The following is a 17,498-nucleotide window of genomic DNA, read 5'->3' as shown; positions in this document are numbered from 1 at the left end:
GGCTCACCTAACTTTCAATCATTTGTCTTGATTCTTCTAACCGAACAGAAACGACTCTTGATACGCCTGACTCTTCCATTGTGACCCCGTACAGGACGTCAGCACCTTCCATCGTCCCTTTACGGTGCGTTACGACAATAAACTGAGTGCGAGTGGAAAAATCGCGTAAATACTGGGCAAAGCGACTTACGTTCGCTTCATCTAACGCCGCCTCGACTTCATCTAGCACACAGAACGGCACTGGGCGCACTTGGAGGATCGCAAACAAGAGCGCAATGGCCGTTAACGCCCGTTCTCCGCCAGAAAGCAAGCCAAGCTGCTGTTTTTTCTTTCCAGGAGGTCGAGCCACAATATCTATGCCTGTTGTCAGTGGCGCGTTTTCATCCGTTAAGATTAAATCCGCATCGCCGCCGCCAAATAACTTCACAAACACTTCTTGAAAATGAGTACGAATACGCGCAAAAGTCGTCATAAATCGTTTGCTCATCTCTTCATCCATTTCCTCAATTGCCTGATCAAGCGACTGCCTGGCGTCAAGCAAGTCTGTTCGCTGCGCCGTTAAAAATTGGTATCGACCATTAATCCTTTCATATTCGTCTATCGCACCAAGATTAATGACACCTAGTTCTTCAATTGAACGCCTTGTCAGCGTCAGCTTCTTTTTCGCCTCATCAAGCGTTTCTGACATGGGATACCGTTGCTTCGCTCCTTCGTAAGACAGCTCATACTCTTCTCTTAAGCGATTTAAGCGATAGTCCAAATCGACATCAAGACGATTCACTCGCACTTCTAACGTTTGACTCTTCGTCAAAATCGTCTCCAGTTCCTCTTGATTGTGCTTATTTTCTTTGCCAAGGCGTTCATATTTTTCATGGTACTTCGTCTCTTCGTCATTTAATAAGTCTAATTGTTTTGCAAGAGACGCTTTTTCGTTGGTGCCGTCTGTAATTAATTTTGTTAGCGACTCTTTTGTTAGCGTCTGCTCACCAGAACTTGAATGGAGCAATTGATAGTTTTCTACCTCCAATTCAAGCGCTTGTACGACCTGCTCGAATTGTCTTGTCGTTTCTTCAAGTTGACTTTGGTTATAATTGAGCTGCTGACGAATTTCTGCTCGCTGCACTTTCAATTCCGTTAACTCCGCCCGCGCTTTTTCTTTCGCTACTTGCTCATGATCGAGCTGAAGCTGAAGCTCTTCAATTTTTTTCTCTAATTGAGCTGCTTCTTGCACGGCACGTTGCTCAGCTTGCTCAATGTCAGATAAGCGTTTCTTCGTTACGTCGCCTTCTTGTTCATCTGACGCTTTTAACCGTTCTAGCCGCTCATGTTCGCGTTTTAATTGTGTAACCTCAAGCTCTTTACTTTGGTAAGCTTGTTTGATTTGTTCATAGTCATGCACCAACGCCGATTCTTTCTCTTGTAACACTTGAATGTGACCCTGTTTTTCATCTCGAGCTGTTTTAAAGGTAGCAACCTGTTGTTCTAAGGAAGCAATCGCTTCGTCTAGCTGTGCTTTTTTCTCATCTAATTCTTCTTTTTCACGCTTTCGACTTATCAGCGATGATTGATTTTGTTTGACGCTTCCTCCTGTCATCGAACCACCAGGATTCACGACATCTCCTTCAAGGGTTACGAGCCGATAACGGTGGTTAAATTGTTTAGCAATTCGATTGGCTGCTTTTAGTTCTTCTACAATAATTGTCGTCCCAAGCAAAGACTGAATCACATGCTGGTAGCTTTCATTGACACTTACAGCATCCGAAGCAATACTAACAAATCCTTGTTCCCGGCTAAGGGCTCCTACGACCGCTTCTGGAATAACCCGAGGTTTAATCGTTTTAACAGGTAAAAATGTCGCCCGTCCAGCTCGCTGATCGCGTAAATACCCAATCGCAGCCCGAGCGGCAGCATCGTCTTCCACAATCACGTGCTGTGCTTGTCCACCAAGGGCGATGTCAATCGCTTTTTCCACTCTTTGCGGAACATGAATTAATTCTGCAACCGCTCCAATGACGCCTGTTAATCGATTCCGCTGTTTTAATACTTCTTTTACACCTTGAAAGAAGCCAGAGAAATCCTCTTCCATTTCTTGCAAAGCTTCTCTGCGCCCATCCACTTTTTGCATGATTTTATAGGCTTCATACAGCTTCGTTTCTTTTTTGAACAGCGCTTCTTTTTCCGATTCTTCCGTTTCACGAAGAGCATATAATTCCTCTTTTTGCTTCTCTACTTTTGATTGAATCGCATCCAGTTCCGCTTTTTGTTTTTTTAATTCGCGTTCACCTTCAAGAAGCGTTTCATCAAGAGAGGCTAGTTCAGACTGATTTTTATCTGAATAGCGTTGTTTTTGCTCGACTTGTTCATTTAAGTAACGACGTTCATTTCGAAGAGACGCTTGCTCATTTAACCACTCAATGTAGTCTCCTTTTGCATCTTCAATATGAGCTGCGATCGTTTCTTTTGATTGCGAAAGGGTTTTTTCTAGCTTTTGATAGGCTTCATTTATAGCGCGACTCTTTTGCGTTAGCGTCTCATTTTCTTTTTCTAATTCTGCTTTCTTTAGCGCCAATCGGTCTTTCTCTTCTTGTTTTTGAGCCAATGCTTGTTTACTTTGTTCTTCATCTTTTTGTTTGCTTCGTTGTTTTTCTTCTAAAATGCCTTTTCGGCCTTCGTTTTTTTCAAGCTCTTCACTAATCTGCAAATAACGCTGCTGAACGTCTGAACTTTTTTCACGACTAGAGCGCTGTTGTTGTCGTATTGTCTCTAGTTCTTCTTCATTAGAGGCCAGTTGAGTTCGTTGTTTTTCAATGAGTGTTTTTAAGTTTGCTAATTCCAGCGATTGGCTTTCCCACTCTGTATGTAAATGAGAAATTTCTTCTGTTATCACTTGCACGTCTAGCTGTTCTAATTCTTCTTTTAAACGATTGTACTCTTTTGCAACAGCTGCTTGTTCGCGCAATGGCTCAACTTGATCTTCAAGCTCATTTAAAATGTCATTGACACGATGCAAATTTTCTTCTGTTTGATTTAATCGTTTTTCAGCAGTTAACTTTCTTGTTTTGTATTTTAAAACGCCAGCGGCTTCTTCAAAAATTAACCGTCGTTGCTCCGCCTTGCTACTCAAAATTTCTTCAATTTTCCCCTGACCAATAATCGAATAAGCTTCGCGCCCAAGGCCAGAATCTAAAAATAAATCCGTTATATCTTTTAATCGACACGTCGTTCCGTTCAATAAATACTCGCTCTCTCCTGAACGATACAGGCGTCGCGTTACGCGAACTTCACTATAATCAATCGCTAAGTGCTCATCTTCGTTATCTAAGATAAGCGATACTTCTGCGACATTTACCGCTTTTCTCGTATCACTCCCAGCAAAAATGACATCTTCCATTTTCGCCCCTCGAAGCGAACGTGCACTTTGTTCACCTAATACCCATCGAATACCGTCCGCAATATTACTTTTCCCGCTACCGTTTGGTCCAACAACAGCTGTTACACCTTGGACGAAATCAACCTGTATCGGTTCGCCAAAGGATTTAAACCCTTTGACCTCTATCCGTTTAAGGAACATAAACCTTCCCTGCTTTCATACTCAATACTAATCTTCACTTCTTAATCATTTATTCTATGAACCATCCTATTCTATCACATAAAAAAACCTTGTGACATGTGGAAAATCTCTTCAGAGTTTTGTTTCATTCGAAAACGTGTTATCGTAAGTTTATTCATATAAAGGAGGGGTTTCGATGGGTCAATCTTTATCTTCAAATGAAGTAGAAACATTAGTTGAAGAGATTAAAAAGAAGTTAAACGTTGTCAATGCTAGCGTCATTAAAGCCAATAGTGTTTCACCTACTAAACATGACGATTTAATCGCTTTACATACACATGTGATGAGACAGCCGTCTTTTTCTATTAGTGAAATGGATGAAATTGTTCAAGAGCTGGGACAACTTCGTGAAACGTAATAAAAAGAAAGCTAGAAAAAAGGAGCCTAATTGCTTCTTTTCTCTAGCTTTTTTTCCAATTTAACGCATCGAGTGCTTGTTTCGCAGCCAATTGCTCCGCTTCTTTCTTTGAACGTCCTGTACCGGTCCCAATCGTTTCTTCATTTAACCGCACATTCGAGACAAATTCACGGTCGTGTGCAGGACCTCGTTCTTGCACGATTTGGTACTTGATTTGACCACGATTATCACGCTGGACAAATTCTTGTAGCTGACTTTTAAAATCCATCTTATGGGTGAATGCCCCTTCTTTAATCTTCGGGTACATAAAACGTGATAAGAATAAGAAAACAGCATCCAAACCTTGGTCAAGGTATAGTGCGCCAATGAAAGCCTCAAACACATCCGCTAATAAAGCCGGCCGCGTTCGCCCACCGGTTACTTCTTCCCCTTTTCCAAGTAAAACGAGTTCTCCGAAGTTTAATTCTTCAGCGAATGTAGCAAGTGATGGTTCACATACAATGGACGCCCTTAGCTTCGTCATGTCGCCTTCACTCATTGCTTTATATGTTTTAAACAAATACTGTGAAACAGCAAGTTCTAGCACCGCATCACCAAGGAATTCCAAGCGTTCATTATCCGAAGAAGAAAAAATACGCTGTTCATTCACATAGGATGAATGTGTAAATGCTTGAATCAACAGTTTGCGATTTTCAAATGTTAGTGACGTACGTACGAGTAGATCATCAAATTGACGCTTTTGTTGTTCCGTGAGTTCTAAGCGACGTTGCGTTCGTTTTCGATCTTGTGGTTTTGATTTTCGTTGATATTTTGATGGTTGTACCATATGCTACCTCCAGATGCTGGAGCTTAAAAAATGTAAGAGCACAAACTCTTGTAATTTCTTTCTCCTGTCATCATTTTAACAGATTCTTTCTGTTCTATATGTGTAAAGATGTGTTAAAGAGCCCTGACAGGGTCGCTGAAAGGGCTCTCTTCAATCGGTTATACGTTGTTATTTATGTAGTCGACAACATCTTTAACCGTTGCAATTTTCTCTGCATCTTCATCAGCAATTTCCATGTCAAACTCATCTTCGAGTTCCATCACAAGCTCCACCACATCAAGTGAGTCAGCTTTTAAGTCATCTTTAAATGACGCTTCAAGCGTTACTTCTGATTCTTCAACACCTAAACGGTCAACGACGATTTTCGTTACGCGCTCCATTACATCAGCCACACAAGTCACCTCCTCTCAAAAGTGTCAGCAAATGAAATTGTACTGACACATCGATTGCATGTCAACACATTTTATGGCATTGCCATCCCGCCATCGACGTGTAACGTTTGTCCAGTCATATAGGCAGCATCTTCACTTGCTAAAAAACGAACAACACGAGCGACATCTTCTGGCTGACCAAGTTTCGCAAGTGGAATTTGGCCTAAGAGCGCATCCTTCGTATCGCCTTCTAGTTCATTTGTCATATCCGTTGTAATGAATCCTGGCGCCACCGCATTTACGAGAATATTCCTAGAAGCAAATTCTTTTGCCAATGTTTTTGTCAGACCAATTACTCCTGCTTTGGCAGCGACATAATTCGCTTGACCAGGATTTCCTAACACTCCTACAACAGATGCGACATTAATAATCCGTCCAGACCGTTGTTTCATCATTTGACGGCTAACACCCTTCGCACAATGGAATACGCCTTTAAGGTTTATGGCTAATACCTCATCCCAATCTGATTCTTTCATACGCATCACTAAGTTGTCACGGGTAATCCCTGCGTTGTTAACAAGAATGTCAACAGAGCCAAAACGCGTAACGGTTTCTTTAATCATACCTTTTACCTCATCTTCAACCGCTACATTCGCTCGAATGGCCATTGCTTCTCGACCTAACGCGTTAATTTCACTTACAACTTCTTCAGCTTTCGCTTCATTTCCTGCAAAATTCACAACAATATTAGCGCCATTTTTCGCTAATTCTAGCGCGATCGCTTTTCCAATCCCTCTAGAAGCACCTGTTACAATTGCTGTTTGTCCAGTGAACATGTTATTCCCCTTTCAGCACCTCAACGACTTTATTAAACGATGCTTCGTCATTCACCGCATACGCTTGTACATCACGGTTTATTTTTTTTACTAATCCAGTTAAAACATTGCCAGCTCCGATTTCAATAAACGTTTGAACACCTAAATCAATCATACGCTGAATGCTTTCTTCAAACCGGACCGGAGAATACAACTGCTCAGCAAGAAGCGCTCGAATGACTTCCGGCGCGTGAACCACGTCAGCGGTCACGTTTGCGACAACAGGCACCATTGGCATCGTAATTGTAGCACGATGTAAATTTGCTTCAAATTGTTCTGCTGCAGGCTTCATTAATGAAGAGTGAAATGGACCACTTACAGCAAGTGGGAGCGCTCGTCTTGCCCCTTTTTCTTTAGCAAGCGCACTTGCTTGTTGAATTCCTTCCGCTGTCCCAGACAACACAATTTGACCAGGGCAGTTTAAATTTGCAAGATCAACGACTTCCCCGCCGTCTGTCACTTCCGTACAAATAGACTGTAGCGTCTCTTGTTCAAGTCCTAGCACCGCCACCATAGCGCCTTGACCATTTGGAACAGCTTGCTCCATTAATGTTCCTCGCTCGTGCACAAGCACAACCGCTTCTTCAAACGATATCGCGTCACTCGCAACAAGAGCTGCGTATTCCCCTAAACTGTGTCCTGCCACATAATCTGGTTGAATGCCTTGCTCATGAAATAATTGCAGAACTGCCGTGCTCATCGTTACAAGGGCAGGTTGCGCATAAGCAGTTTGTTTTAAAGTCTCTTCAGGACCTTCTTTCATTAACTCTCGCAACGAAAAGCCTAGCGCCTGATCTGCTTGTTCCACAATCGCGTTAGCTCGTTCGTTGGATGAAAAAAATTCCGTTCCCATGCCAACTTTTTGCGAGCCTTGACCAGGAAATAAAAACGCAACCTTACTCATGTTCAGACCTCCTATTTGCTGTGATATTCGCTTCAACGACGGAAACAACGTCTTGATCGACCATAAGCTTGGCTTGGCGTATTGCATGGAAGAACGCATTTGCATCTGAAGAACCATGTGCTTTTATCACAGGTGCTTTTAAGCCAAACAAACCTGCACCACCGTATTCGGAGTAATCCATTTTGTTTTTTAATCCTGTTAGTTTCGGCTTTAACACGCCCGCCGCAAGCTTTGCTGAAAATGAACTCGTTAATTCTGATTTCAACATTGAAAACAGCATTTTCGCTGTTCCTTCAATGGTTTTTAAGACTAAATTTCCTGAAAAGCCATCGCAGACAACGACATCACAGACACCGTCTAGTAAGTCTCTAGCTTCAACGTTCCCTACAAAATGAAGCGAACTTTCATCTAGTAGTTTATACGCTTCTTTTGTTAGTTCTGTTCCTTTTCCTGCTTCGGTACCGACATTTAAAAGACCAATGCGCGGCTGCTCCACCTGATGAATTTTTTGCATATAGGCATCTCCAATAACCGCATATTGAAGAAGGTGTTCAGGTTTCGCTTCCATATTCGCACCAACATCTAAAAGCAAAAAGCCGTTACCATTTTTAGTCGGCAGCATTGGAGATAGCGCTGGACGATCAATGCCGTTTTGCCGTCCAACATAAAGTAAGCCCGCCGTCATCAAGGCACCTGTATTTCCAGATGAAATGGCAGCACTTGCACGATTTTGCTTTACTTCATTCACTGCTAACACCATTGAAGCATCTTTTTTTCGACGAACAGCTGTTGTCGGTTTATCTGTATCTAAGATCGACTCTACTGTATGCATAATCGTTATTTGTTTGTTCACTTCAGATAAGAGAGGCTTTATTTTTTCCTCATCGCCAATTAACGTTACCTCAAGGTCGCTGAATTCTTTCACCGCTCGAATAGCGGCATCTACTTGTGCTTTCGGGGCGTGATCGCCACCCATTGCATCAATTGCTATTCTCATGATCAATCGCCCTTTTCTTCCGATTCTACTTGCTTAAACATAAAAAATTCACCATCAAATACGATTTCTTGATTCACTTTACTCGTAACGGTGACTTTCGTTCGTTCACCTTGGGTTTCCTTCACTTCCGCTTTTGCAATTACTCGCTCCCCTAGCCGAACAGGGCGTCTAAAATGAATATCTGCTTTAGCTGTTAATACAAGCTCATTATTCATTAACGCAACTGCTAATGAATTGGCTTGCGCAAATAAGTGATGGCCACGAGCAATTCCATTACGGGCAAATACGTGCTCTTCATTCACTTCAAAAATTGATATCGCTTGTTTCTCTAAAACAAGATCAATAATTTCACCAATGATTTCATCTGGGGATAACGAGATGACCGTATCCCGATGCTGGTAGGCAACATCTTTAATGCGCTCTCGTAATTCCGGAATGTTTTTTTCCATTCGATCTAAACGTATGGTTTGAATACTAACGGAAAAATGCTCAGATAAGGCTTCATCTGTCATAAATGGATTTTCATTTAGCAGTTTGGTAAGTTGTACTTGCCGTTCCTTTTTCTTTATTCGCATCGTTCGTTACTCCATCCATCTGTCTATCTATCATTTATATTATGACTAGGTACTAAGACTAGTATAAAGTTCTTTTCGATTTCATTCAAGTCTTAATCAATTTTTTCTCCAGTGTAAGCGCCTACCCTGTTTAAATAGGTAGCTAAATGGATATATTCAGGATCTTGCTCTAACACATTTGAACGAATAATGACGTCTGCATCTTGACGAGCTGTTTCAAGGGTTCGATAATCATGAACCACGTCTGCTAGTTTGAAATCTGGCAATCCGCTCTGTTTTGAGCCGAAAAAGTCCCCAGGGCCACGAAGCTCTAAATCCCTTTCAGATAGCTCAAATCCATCTGTCGTTTCAGTCATGATGCGCATTCGCTCTTTGCCTACTTCAGATTTCGGTTTCGCTACTAATATGCATGTTGATTGTGCTTCTCCACGACCAACTCGCCCTCTTAATTGGTGTAGTTGCGCAAGCCCAAATCGATCTGCGTCATAAATAACCATGACCGTCGCATTTGGCACATTTACACCTACTTCAACAACGGTTGTAGACACAAGTAATTGCGTTTCATTTTTTGCAAAAGCATTCATAACCTCGTCTTTTTCCGCTGCTGACAAACGTCCGTGCATCAAACCAACGTTAACAGCCCCGTTATAGTGCTGCGCCAACATCGTATGTAGATCAATCGCATTTTGCACATCAAGTTTTTCTGATTCCTCTATAAGCGGACTGATCACGTACGCTTGGTGCCCAGCCTTAATTTCTTTTTCGATAAACGTTAACACACGTTCAAACAAATCATGGTTGACCCAATAGGTTTCAATTGGCTTTCGTCCAGCTGGAAGTTCATTAAGCACAGATACATCCATATCGCCGAAGACAGAAATCGCAAGCGTTCTAGGAATTGGGGTTGCTGTCATAAATAAAACATCGGGGCTTTCTCCTTTTTGACGCAACACCCTTCTCTGTTCAACACCAAAACGGTGCTGTTCATCCGTAATCACAAGACCGAGCGCATTAAAAGAAACATCGTCTTGAATAAGTGCGTGCGTTCCGACGACAATATCAACATCGCCAGAGGCAATATGTTCAAGTAAATGCGTACGTTTTTTGCCTTTCACCGATCCCGCTAAAAGGGCGACAGTAATGCCTAGTGGTTCAAACCAATCTACAAGAGACTTAGCATGTTGCTCTGCTAAAATTTCCGTTGGTGCCATCAGCGCACTTTGCGAACCAGCTTTGACCACTGCATACATACAAGCTGCCGCAACCGCGGTTTTACCTGATCCTACATCCCCTTGCAATAAACGATTCATCCGGTAAGGAGAGGCAATGTCTGTTAAAATGTCCTTCACTGCTTGATCTTGTGCACCGGTTAATGTAAATGGCAATCTTTCTAAAAATGGGGTGATGTGTTCATGATGAACATCCAAACGTTTACCTGATTGCAGTTCTCGATTCATCTGCTTAAATACGCGCATGCGGAGCTGGAAATATAAGAGTTCTTCATAAACATATCGTCGTCTTGCCTGCTTTACTTTTTCTGGATGCAGCGGGTGATGGAGATGACGGATTGTTTCACTTTTATTCATCAATTTGTAGCGTTCCCGTATCGATAAAGGGAGTGGTTCTACCAAGTGATCCGCATAAGTATCTAAAGCTACTTTTATCCAGCGCTGTAATTGTTTACTTGAAATCGTGCTCGTTGCGTGATAAACAGGCTCTACATTTCCTTCTCGCTCTACTTCACCAAATTTAAGCTCGTTTCCTGTGATCGTTAATCGATGCGCATCCCATTTCCCGGTTACAGTGACTGGTGCCTGCACAGTTATCTTTGATTTTAAAAAAGCACGATTAAAGAAAATAACTTGTACAAGCACGCCATCCACGACCATTCGAAACGATAAACGGTTTTTTTTCTTTCCAAAATAACGAACAGACGGTTCATTTTGAACAGTACCGACCATCGTGACGCGCTCTTCATGCGCTACATCTGTTGGTGATTTTAACGAGTAATCTTCATATCGAAATGGAAAAAATTCCAAAAGGTCTTGGACCGAATATATTCCAAGACCTCCCAAAGCTTTTGCGCTTTCTTCCCCAATTCCTTTTACAGTGTCTACACGTAGCTTTGTTAAATCCACTAGTCTCGTTCAGCTGTCTTTCCGAATACAGCTGCCTCCAAACGGCGTCCTGTCGGTGTTGCTGCAAGGCCACCTTCACCAGTTTCTCTTAGAGATTCGGGCATTGTTTGACCAATTCGATACATTGCTTCAATTACTTCATCACACGGAATTCGACTTTCAATCCCAGCTAGCGCCATATCCGCAGCAGTAATTGCTAGAGACGCACCAGCTGCATTTCGTTTCACGCAAGGCACTTCAACTAGCCCAGCAACAGGATCACACACAAGCCCGAGCATATTTTTCAAGGCAATCGCCATCGCATGAGCAGATTGTTTAGGCGTCCCACCAGCTAATTCTACTAAAGCAGCGGACGCCATCCCAGTCGCCGACCCTACTTCCGCTTGACATCCACCAGCAGCACCAGAGATCGATGCATTGTTTGCGACAACAAAGCCAAACGCGCCACTTGTAAAAAGAAACGCAAGCTTCTGTTCTTCAGTCGGGTTTAATTTCCCTTCAACTCCAAATAGCACCCCCGGTACGACCCCAGCTGACCCGGCAGTAGGCGTTGCACAAATCGTTCCCATTGCTGCGTTCACTTCATTGGTTGCCATCGCATTCGCAACAGCAAGAAGAGTCGTCTCTCCTCCAATAAACTGCCCTTTACGAATATATTCTGCAAGTTTTTTGCCGTCACCACCGGTTAAACCAGAAACAGATACAACATCTTCTTCAATTCCTCGTTTAGAGGCAGCTTCCATCGTCTCAAGATTCACCCGCATTTTAGATAAAATGTCTTCTCTGGATTTTCCAGTGACTTCAATTTCTTGCTGAATCATCGCTTCGGAAATGGAACACTGCTTCTCTTCTGTTAGAGCAAGCAATTCTGATACGTTACGAAACATATCCATTCCCTCCTTAATCGTGTATTTTCGTTACATGTGTAATATTTGGTAAATTTTCTAACGGTTCAAGAATGGAAGCATCCACATTTTGATCGACTTCAATCACCATTAGCGCTTGTTCGCCTTTTTCTTTTCGTGACACTTCCATATGGCCGATATTTAACTCGTGTTTTGCGAGCAAATTGCTGACAGCAGCAATCACCCCGTAGCGGTCTTGATGAACAACGAGAATAGCAGGGTGATTACCAGATAAGCGAAGAACAAAGCCATTTAATTCAATGATCTCGATCTTTCCTCCACCAATGGATACACCAACAAGCTCAAACGTCTCATCCTCTTTATAAAGTTTAATTCGGACCGTATTTGGATGATGATCAATCTGGCCTTCTTCAAAAATGGAAACGGTTAAATTTGCTCGTTCTGCTTCTTTGTACGCTTCTCGAATCCGCTCATCATCGGTTTCATAATCAAGTAATCCTCCAATAACCGCTACATCCGTGCCGTGTCCTTTATACGTTTTGGCAAACGAACCATAAAAATGCAAATCAGCATGATCAGGCTGCTTTCCAAATAGCGTTCGCGCTACTTTTCCAATTCGAGCGGCTCCGGCTGTATGTGAACTTGATGGTCCAATCATCACCGGTCCAATAATATCAAAAACCGTTCTATATTTCATTTTTCAATCCCTCCAGCAATCGAACGAAAAGGTTGCCATCAATGACAGTTGGCAACCTTCTCGTTAATTTGGATCTACATTTGTCATTGATAAAGAAACCGTTCCTGGTCCAACATGGGCTCCAATTACAGCTCCAATTTCAGTTATGACCACTGATTCAACGTTAAATTCTTGTTTTACATCTTCAGCTAATGCTTGTGCAAGTTCTTCATTAACGGCATGAGAAATGCCAACTTGGACGAGATTCTCACCAAATTGATCGTGTAAAAGCGTCATTAATCGCGACACCGCTTTTTTCTGTCCACGAACTTTTTCATGCGGATACACTTCTCCTTCAGACGTTAATGAAAGAATTGGCTTCATTTTTAAAAGAGAACCGAGTAAAGCTGATGCTTTGCCAATCCGCCCATTTTTTTGAAGGAATTCAAGTGTATCAACCATAAAATAAACGGTTGCATCATTAAGAAGTTGATCGAGACGAGCTTGACAAGTCTTTAAATCTGCTCCTTGTGCAGCTAGTCGCGCTACTTCTACCACAACGATTCCAATCGCGTACGAAGCACGCTTTGAATCGTATACGTGAATGGATAGTTCATCTGCTAACGCATCTTTTGCAATAAGGGCCGCTTGCGTCGTTCCGCTCATTTTTGAAGAAAGATGAATCGACAAAATCTCAGTTGTCTCGTCCGTCGCGATCGACCGATATAAGTCTTCAAATTGTTGCGGAGAAGGCTGTGATGTTTTTGGCATCACGTCTGTTTCTTTTAAGCGTTTGTAGAATTCACTAGGATGTAAGGTTACACCGTCTTCAAATTGCTCATCACCAAAATGAACGTTTAACGGAATGACAGATATCCCTAATTGCTCAACGAGTTCATTTGGGATATCTGCTGTTGAGTCGGTCACAACTTTTACTTTCGCCATTGCATTCCCTCCCATTTCGTTATTCAACAGAAAAGATATAGGAATAAAGAGGCTGTCCGCCTTCCACTACATCAATTTCTACATCAGCTTTATGATTTTCTAGAAAACCTTCTAGTTGTTTCGTTACATCATCTTTTGAATCTTCCCCAGTGATAATTGTTACAACTTCTGAATCATCCTCTAGCATATCGTTTAGCAACCCTTGAGCCGTTTCAAATACATCTTGACCACATGCAACAATCTTCTTGTTGTAAATACCCATGTAATCGCCTGTTTTTATCGATTGACCATCCATTTCTGTATCGCGAACTGCATAGGTTACTTCACCGGTCTTGACATCTTTCATTGCTTCTTCCATCGCCGAAGCATTTTCTTCTACAGAACGTCCAGGATTAAAAGCAAGTAAAGCGGCTAAACCTTGAGGCACCGTTTTGGTTGGTACGACGACACAATTCACATCAGCTACTTCTGCTGCTTGCTCTGCAGACATGACGATGTTGCTGTTGTTTGGCAGAATAATAACATTTTTCGCATGTACATGCTTAATCGCTTGAACAATATCTTCTGTACTTGGATTCATCGTTTGTCCACCAGCAACGACTTCATTGACGCCTAAACCTTTAAAGATCTTTTCAATCCCTGCACCGACTGACACAGCAACCATAGCAAATTCAGCTTGTTCTTTCGGCTTGGATGCTTTTTCTGATTTTTTGATCGCGTGAGAATCTGATAAATTCGATTGCTGTTCGCGCATATTCTCTACTTTTACCTGTACGAGTGATCCAAATGCTTGCGCTTCTGTAACCACTTGTCCGGGGTACTCCGCATGAATATGAATTTTTAACAAATCATCATCGGATACGACCAATAAAGAATCTCCAAATTCGCTTAGTTTCAAGCGAAACTTATCTTCATCGTAAGGATTTTGTGAAAGTTGCTCAGCGTCAAATTTCACCATCACTTCTGTACAATAGCCAAATTCAATGTCACTCGGATCCATATCGCCATGACCGTCATGGTGATGCTCAGCGCGAATCATCTCGTCCATTTTAGGCTCTTGTAAAATACGAATCGTTTCGCCGCCTGTAAGCGCTTGTAGAAACCCAGCATAAATATATAATAAGCCTTGTCCACCAGAGTCAACAACACCTACTTCTTTTAAAACAGGAAGTAGATCAGGTGTTTTTGCAAGGGAGCGCTCCCCTTCTTTAATAATAGACGTTAAAAATCCTTCAAAAGCTGTTTCTTTCTTCGCGATTTTCACAGCATGTTTTGCCATATCTTTTGCAACGGTCAAAATTGTTCCTTCTACCGGTTTCATAACAGCTTTGTACGCCGTTTTAACCCCTGCATCCATTGCTTGTGCAAATTGCTCTGTTGTTAATTCCGTTTTCCCTTCGGCTTCTTTTGAGAAACCTCGGAAAAGTTGAGATAAAATGACACCTGAGTTCCCTCGTGCCCCCATAAGCAATCCTTTTGCGAACGAGCCAGCAACTTTGCTTGCTTCTTCAATTGCTTGTTGACGCACTTCTTTAACACCGGAAGTAATCGTTAAATTCATATTTGTACCGGTATCGCCATCAGGTACAGGGAATACGTTAAGCGAATCTACGACGTCCGCTTTTTTCCCGAGCTCATTCGCCCCTTCAATAAACATATGAGCGAGCTCTTGACCTTTCAATTTCTTTGTCACCTTGTCTTCCCCCTTAATCCTATGGATTCGTCACACGAACCCCTTGTACAAAAATATTTACAGATTCCACTTCAAGACCAAGCATTTTTTCCAAATGATATTTTACTTTTGATTGGACGTTATGCGCAACCTCAGATATTTTCGTACCGTAACTGACGATGATGTACATATCTATATGAAGTTCTTCTTCCTCTTCACGTGTAATGACTCCGCGGCGGAAATTTTCTCTTCCTAATAAATCGCTTAATCCATCCTTAAATTGTTTCTGTGAGGCCATTCCAACAATTCCGTAGCAATCAATTGCGGCTCCTCCAGCAATGGTCGCAACAACATCTTGAGACACATCAATTGTGCCTAATTGTGTTTTCAATTCAATAGTCATGGTTTGCCTCCTTCAATAAAATACAATGTGCATACGTATCAATATTTTACTATAACACCCACTATTTTAAAAGTCATTTTTTAGTCAAGGAGATTTACTTGTCTTTACTTATTGCTTTCTTTTAAAGGCTATGCTAAGATACTTGGGTGACTAAGTCATCGTGATGAAAAACGAGACTGTTTTAAGGAGGTGCCACTGACATGGCTCGTGAATGTTATATTACTGGTCGTAAAGCGCGTTCTGGAAACAAGCGCTCTCATGCAATGAATAAAACAAAGCGCCGTTGGGGTGCAAACGTACAGAAAGTTCGTATCATGGTAGATGGAAAACCTAAACGTGTATACGTTTCTGCTCGTGCACTTAAATCCGGAAAAGTAGAACGTGTTTAATCAAAAAAACGCCTTTGCATGCGCAAGGCGTTTTTTTGATTAGTCTTTTTTAAACGAGCCAAGCATTACTTTTACAAATCCCCCTAAAAACTTCGGTAGCTTGATCGTATAGAATTTCATAGATCCTCCTCCTAAAGAGCATTCAAACCGGCCCTAGCTCTAAGAATATCAATCGAGCACACGTTACATATAGGGGGAGTCCGTATTAAAACGAAGGCTACAATCTCTTTGACCTCTACTCATTTTAATAGAACATTCCTACAAGCAAACGTGTCCACCCGTCGTTACTCTAGCGTATGCTGGAGAAAAGAAAATCAGACCTAATTTCCGCCTCGAATTTCAGCAATTGCCTTCTCATAGTTCTCTGCTTTAAAGATCGATGAACCTGCAACAAGAATGGTAGCTCCAGCTTCCACGCAAGCTCTTGCCGTTTCAGCATTGATTCCTCCGTCTACTTGAATGTCAACAGGAAGCTGTTGTTCATCAATAACAGCACGTATCTGTCTAATATTCTCTAACGTAGTCGGAATAAACGATTGGCCACCAAAACCAGGATTAACGGTCATCTGAAGAACAAAATCCACATCGTGTAGAACAGGCATAATGGCCTGTGCCGGAGTACCAGGATTTAAAACAACGCCCGCTTTTAAACCCGCTTCTTTAATAGAATGAATCGTCTTATGTACATGCTTTGTTGCTTCTACATGGACACTGATACAATCTGCACCTGCGTTCACAAAAAAATCGATTTGATTTTCTGGTTTTTCAACCATAAGATGGACATCAAGCGGTAAATTGGTAAAAGGGCGAATGGCTTCTACCATCTGATGACCGAATGTAATCGGCGGTACAAATTGACCATCCATCACATCAAGGTGAATCCAGTCGGCTCCAGCATGTTCCATCTCTTTAATGTTCTCCCCCATTCTTGAAAAGTCGCTTGCTAAAATGGAAGGGGCAATTTTCGTCATCATTAATATCTCCTTTTTTGACTTTTTACTTCTTCTAAAAATTGAAGGTAGTGTTCGTGTCTAGATGCCTGAATTTGTCCGTCTTTCACAGCGTCTTTTATCGCACATTTTGGCTCCTTATCGTGTAAGCAGCCTCGAAATTTACAACCATCCATTCGCTCAACAAACTCTGGAAAATAAAAGCGTAGCTCTTCTTGTTCCATATCTTCAAAATCTAGTGAGCTAAACCCTGGTGTGTCAGCAATTAAGCCTTTTTCAATTTCGATAAGTTCAACATGTCGAGTTGTATGTTTTCCTCGTCCTAAGTGGCTTGAGATTTCATTTGTTTCTAAATTCATCCCCGGCTTCAACGTATTTAAGAAAGACGACTTCCCTACACCAGACTGACCAGCAATGACCGTTACTTTCCCTTCAATATATGGTGTAAGTGTGGATGGATCTAATTGTTCTTTAGAAGACGCATATAAAACCGTGTAGCCGATTTCTTTATAGAGCGACACCACCGTTTCTATGTCAACTTTTTCATCTTGTTGGTGAACTAAGTCCATTTTTGTAATGATAATAATCGGCAAAATCTCTTGTCGCTCGACATGGACGAGAAAGCGGTCAAGCAGCGTTGTTGAAAAATTAGGCTCTTTCGCCGAAAATATTAAGAATGCTTGATCAACGTTTGCAATGGGTGGGCGAACGAGCTCGTTGCTGCGCTCCATAATGTCCATTACATATCCATCCGTCTCGTTTTCTGCTTGATACTCTACTTGATCCCCAACAAGAGGAGAACGCTTCTGCTTGCGAAAGACACCTCTTGCGCGACATTGGGTGATTGTTCCCTTATCATATACATAATAATAGCCGGCTAACGCTTTTATAATTAGTCCATTTGGCATGCCATTCCTCCTTTAAGAGAAGCTGTCATGAAAGA

Annotated in this window: 18 protein-coding genes; 2 read left to right on the top strand and 16 right to left on the bottom strand. The window is 41.9% G+C overall.

The annotated features are described in order from the left end of the window. Positions 1 to 7: 7 nt before the first annotated feature. Positions 8 to 3,571, bottom strand: coding sequence for a chromosome segregation protein SMC (smc, locus tag ACE1TH_RS04180; protein ID WP_255223366.1), 3,564 nt, complete (start codon positions 3,569 to 3,571; stop codon positions 8 to 10). Between the two features lie 175 nt (positions 3,572 to 3,746). Here smc and ACE1TH_RS04175 point away from each other — a divergent pair, with 175 nt between their 5' ends. Further along, on the top strand, positions 3,747 to 3,968 hold the full coding sequence (locus ACE1TH_RS04175; protein ID WP_099301097.1) for a DUF1128 domain-containing protein: 222 nt from the start codon (positions 3,747 to 3,749) through the stop codon (positions 3,966 to 3,968). 43 nt (positions 3,969 to 4,011) lie between these two features. Here ACE1TH_RS04175 and rnc read toward each other — a convergent pair whose 3' ends face one another. The 12 genes from rnc to ACE1TH_RS04115 all read right to left on the bottom strand — a co-directional run bounded on the left by rnc (position 4,012) and on the right by ACE1TH_RS04115 (position 15,216). Further along, positions 4,012 to 4,794: a ribonuclease III gene (gene rnc, locus ACE1TH_RS04170; protein WP_099301098.1), complete on the bottom strand. Its 783-nt coding sequence runs from the start codon at positions 4,792 to 4,794 to the stop codon at positions 4,012 to 4,014. Between the two features lie 158 nt (positions 4,795 to 4,952). Next, complete coding sequence (acpP, locus tag ACE1TH_RS04165) at positions 4,953 to 5,186, bottom strand: acyl carrier protein (RefSeq protein WP_099301099.1); 234 nt, start codon at positions 5,184 to 5,186, stop codon at positions 4,953 to 4,955. Between the two features lie 71 nt (positions 5,187 to 5,257). Beyond that, positions 5,258 to 6,001, bottom strand: coding sequence for a 3-oxoacyl-[acyl-carrier-protein] reductase (fabG, locus tag ACE1TH_RS04160; RefSeq protein ID WP_099301100.1), 744 nt, complete (start codon positions 5,999 to 6,001; stop codon positions 5,258 to 5,260). Position 6,002: 1 nt separating this feature from the next. Continuing rightward, the gene (fabD, locus tag ACE1TH_RS04155) at positions 6,003 to 6,944 is read right to left on the bottom strand and encodes an ACP S-malonyltransferase (protein ID WP_375078408.1); all 942 of its coding nucleotides are present in this window, start codon (positions 6,942 to 6,944) and stop codon (positions 6,003 to 6,005) included. Then, positions 6,937 to 7,941: a phosphate acyltransferase PlsX gene (gene plsX / locus ACE1TH_RS04150; RefSeq protein WP_099301102.1), complete on the bottom strand. Its 1,005-nt coding sequence runs from the start codon at positions 7,939 to 7,941 to the stop codon at positions 6,937 to 6,939. Before plsX ends, fabD begins: the two co-directional genes overlap by 8 nt. A gap of 2 nt (positions 7,942 to 7,943) precedes the next feature. Beyond that, positions 7,944 to 8,516 carry a transcription factor FapR gene (gene fapR, locus ACE1TH_RS04145; protein ID WP_099301103.1) on the bottom strand — a complete coding sequence of 191 codons (573 nt, stop codon included), beginning with the start codon at positions 8,514 to 8,516 and terminating at the stop codon, positions 7,944 to 7,946. Positions 8,517 to 8,608: 92 nt separating this feature from the next. After that, entirely contained in the window at positions 8,609 to 10,654 is a 2,046-nt protein-coding gene (recG, locus tag ACE1TH_RS04140; protein WP_375078407.1) for an ATP-dependent DNA helicase RecG, read from the bottom strand. Then, positions 10,654 to 11,541: an L-serine ammonia-lyase, iron-sulfur-dependent, subunit alpha gene (sdaAA, locus tag ACE1TH_RS04135; protein ID WP_099301105.1), complete on the bottom strand. Its 888-nt coding sequence runs from the start codon at positions 11,539 to 11,541 to the stop codon at positions 10,654 to 10,656. Before sdaAA ends, recG begins: the two co-directional genes overlap by 1 nt. Positions 11,542 to 11,554: 13 nt before the next feature. Then, a complete protein-coding gene (gene sdaAB / locus ACE1TH_RS04130) occupies positions 11,555 to 12,217 on the bottom strand; it encodes an L-serine ammonia-lyase, iron-sulfur-dependent subunit beta (RefSeq protein WP_099301106.1) in 663 nt (220 codons plus the stop codon). Between the two features lie 63 nt (positions 12,218 to 12,280). Further along, entirely contained in the window at positions 12,281 to 13,141 is an 861-nt protein-coding gene (locus ACE1TH_RS04125; protein WP_099301107.1) for a DegV family protein, read from the bottom strand. Positions 13,142 to 13,160: 19 nt separating this feature from the next. Beyond that, positions 13,161 to 14,798: a DAK2 domain-containing protein gene (locus ACE1TH_RS04120; RefSeq protein WP_176554326.1), complete on the bottom strand. Its 1,638-nt coding sequence runs from the start codon at positions 14,796 to 14,798 to the stop codon at positions 13,161 to 13,163. A gap of 55 nt (positions 14,799 to 14,853) precedes the next feature. Continuing rightward, positions 14,854 to 15,216 (bottom strand): Asp23/Gls24 family envelope stress response protein, encoded by a 363-nt coding sequence (locus ACE1TH_RS04115; protein ID WP_099301109.1) that lies wholly within the window; start codon positions 15,214 to 15,216, stop codon positions 14,854 to 14,856. 200 nt (positions 15,217 to 15,416) lie between these two features. On the opposite strand from ACE1TH_RS04115, the gene rpmB reads away from it, so the two are divergent. Next, positions 15,417 to 15,605, top strand: a complete 189-nt coding sequence (gene rpmB / locus ACE1TH_RS04110; protein WP_035441949.1) for a 50S ribosomal protein L28 — start codon at positions 15,417 to 15,419, stop codon at positions 15,603 to 15,605. A gap of 39 nt (positions 15,606 to 15,644) precedes the next feature. Here the strand turns inward: rpmB and spoVM are convergent, their stop codons facing one another. The 3 genes from spoVM to rsgA all read right to left on the bottom strand — a co-directional run bounded on the left by spoVM (position 15,645) and on the right by rsgA (position 17,463). After that, complete coding sequence (spoVM, locus tag ACE1TH_RS04105) at positions 15,645 to 15,725, bottom strand: stage V sporulation protein SpoVM (protein WP_099301110.1); 81 nt, start codon at positions 15,723 to 15,725, stop codon at positions 15,645 to 15,647. Positions 15,726 to 15,925: 200 nt separating this feature from the next. Continuing rightward, positions 15,926 to 16,576, bottom strand: a complete 651-nt coding sequence (rpe, locus tag ACE1TH_RS04100; protein ID WP_099301111.1) for a ribulose-phosphate 3-epimerase — start codon at positions 16,574 to 16,576, stop codon at positions 15,926 to 15,928. A gap of 2 nt (positions 16,577 to 16,578) precedes the next feature. After that, positions 16,579 to 17,463 (bottom strand): ribosome small subunit-dependent GTPase A, encoded by an 885-nt coding sequence (rsgA, locus tag ACE1TH_RS04095; RefSeq protein WP_375078406.1) that lies wholly within the window; start codon positions 17,461 to 17,463, stop codon positions 16,579 to 16,581. Positions 17,464 to 17,498 lie beyond the last annotated feature (35 nt).

Origin of the sequence: Shouchella sp. JSM 1781072, assembly GCF_041949915.1 — a bacterium.
Taxonomy (GTDB): domain Bacteria; phylum Bacillota; class Bacilli; order Bacillales; family Bacillaceae_D; genus Shouchella.
Note: the sequence above shows the minus strand (reverse complement) of the source record. Positions and strands in the feature narration are given on the sequence as shown.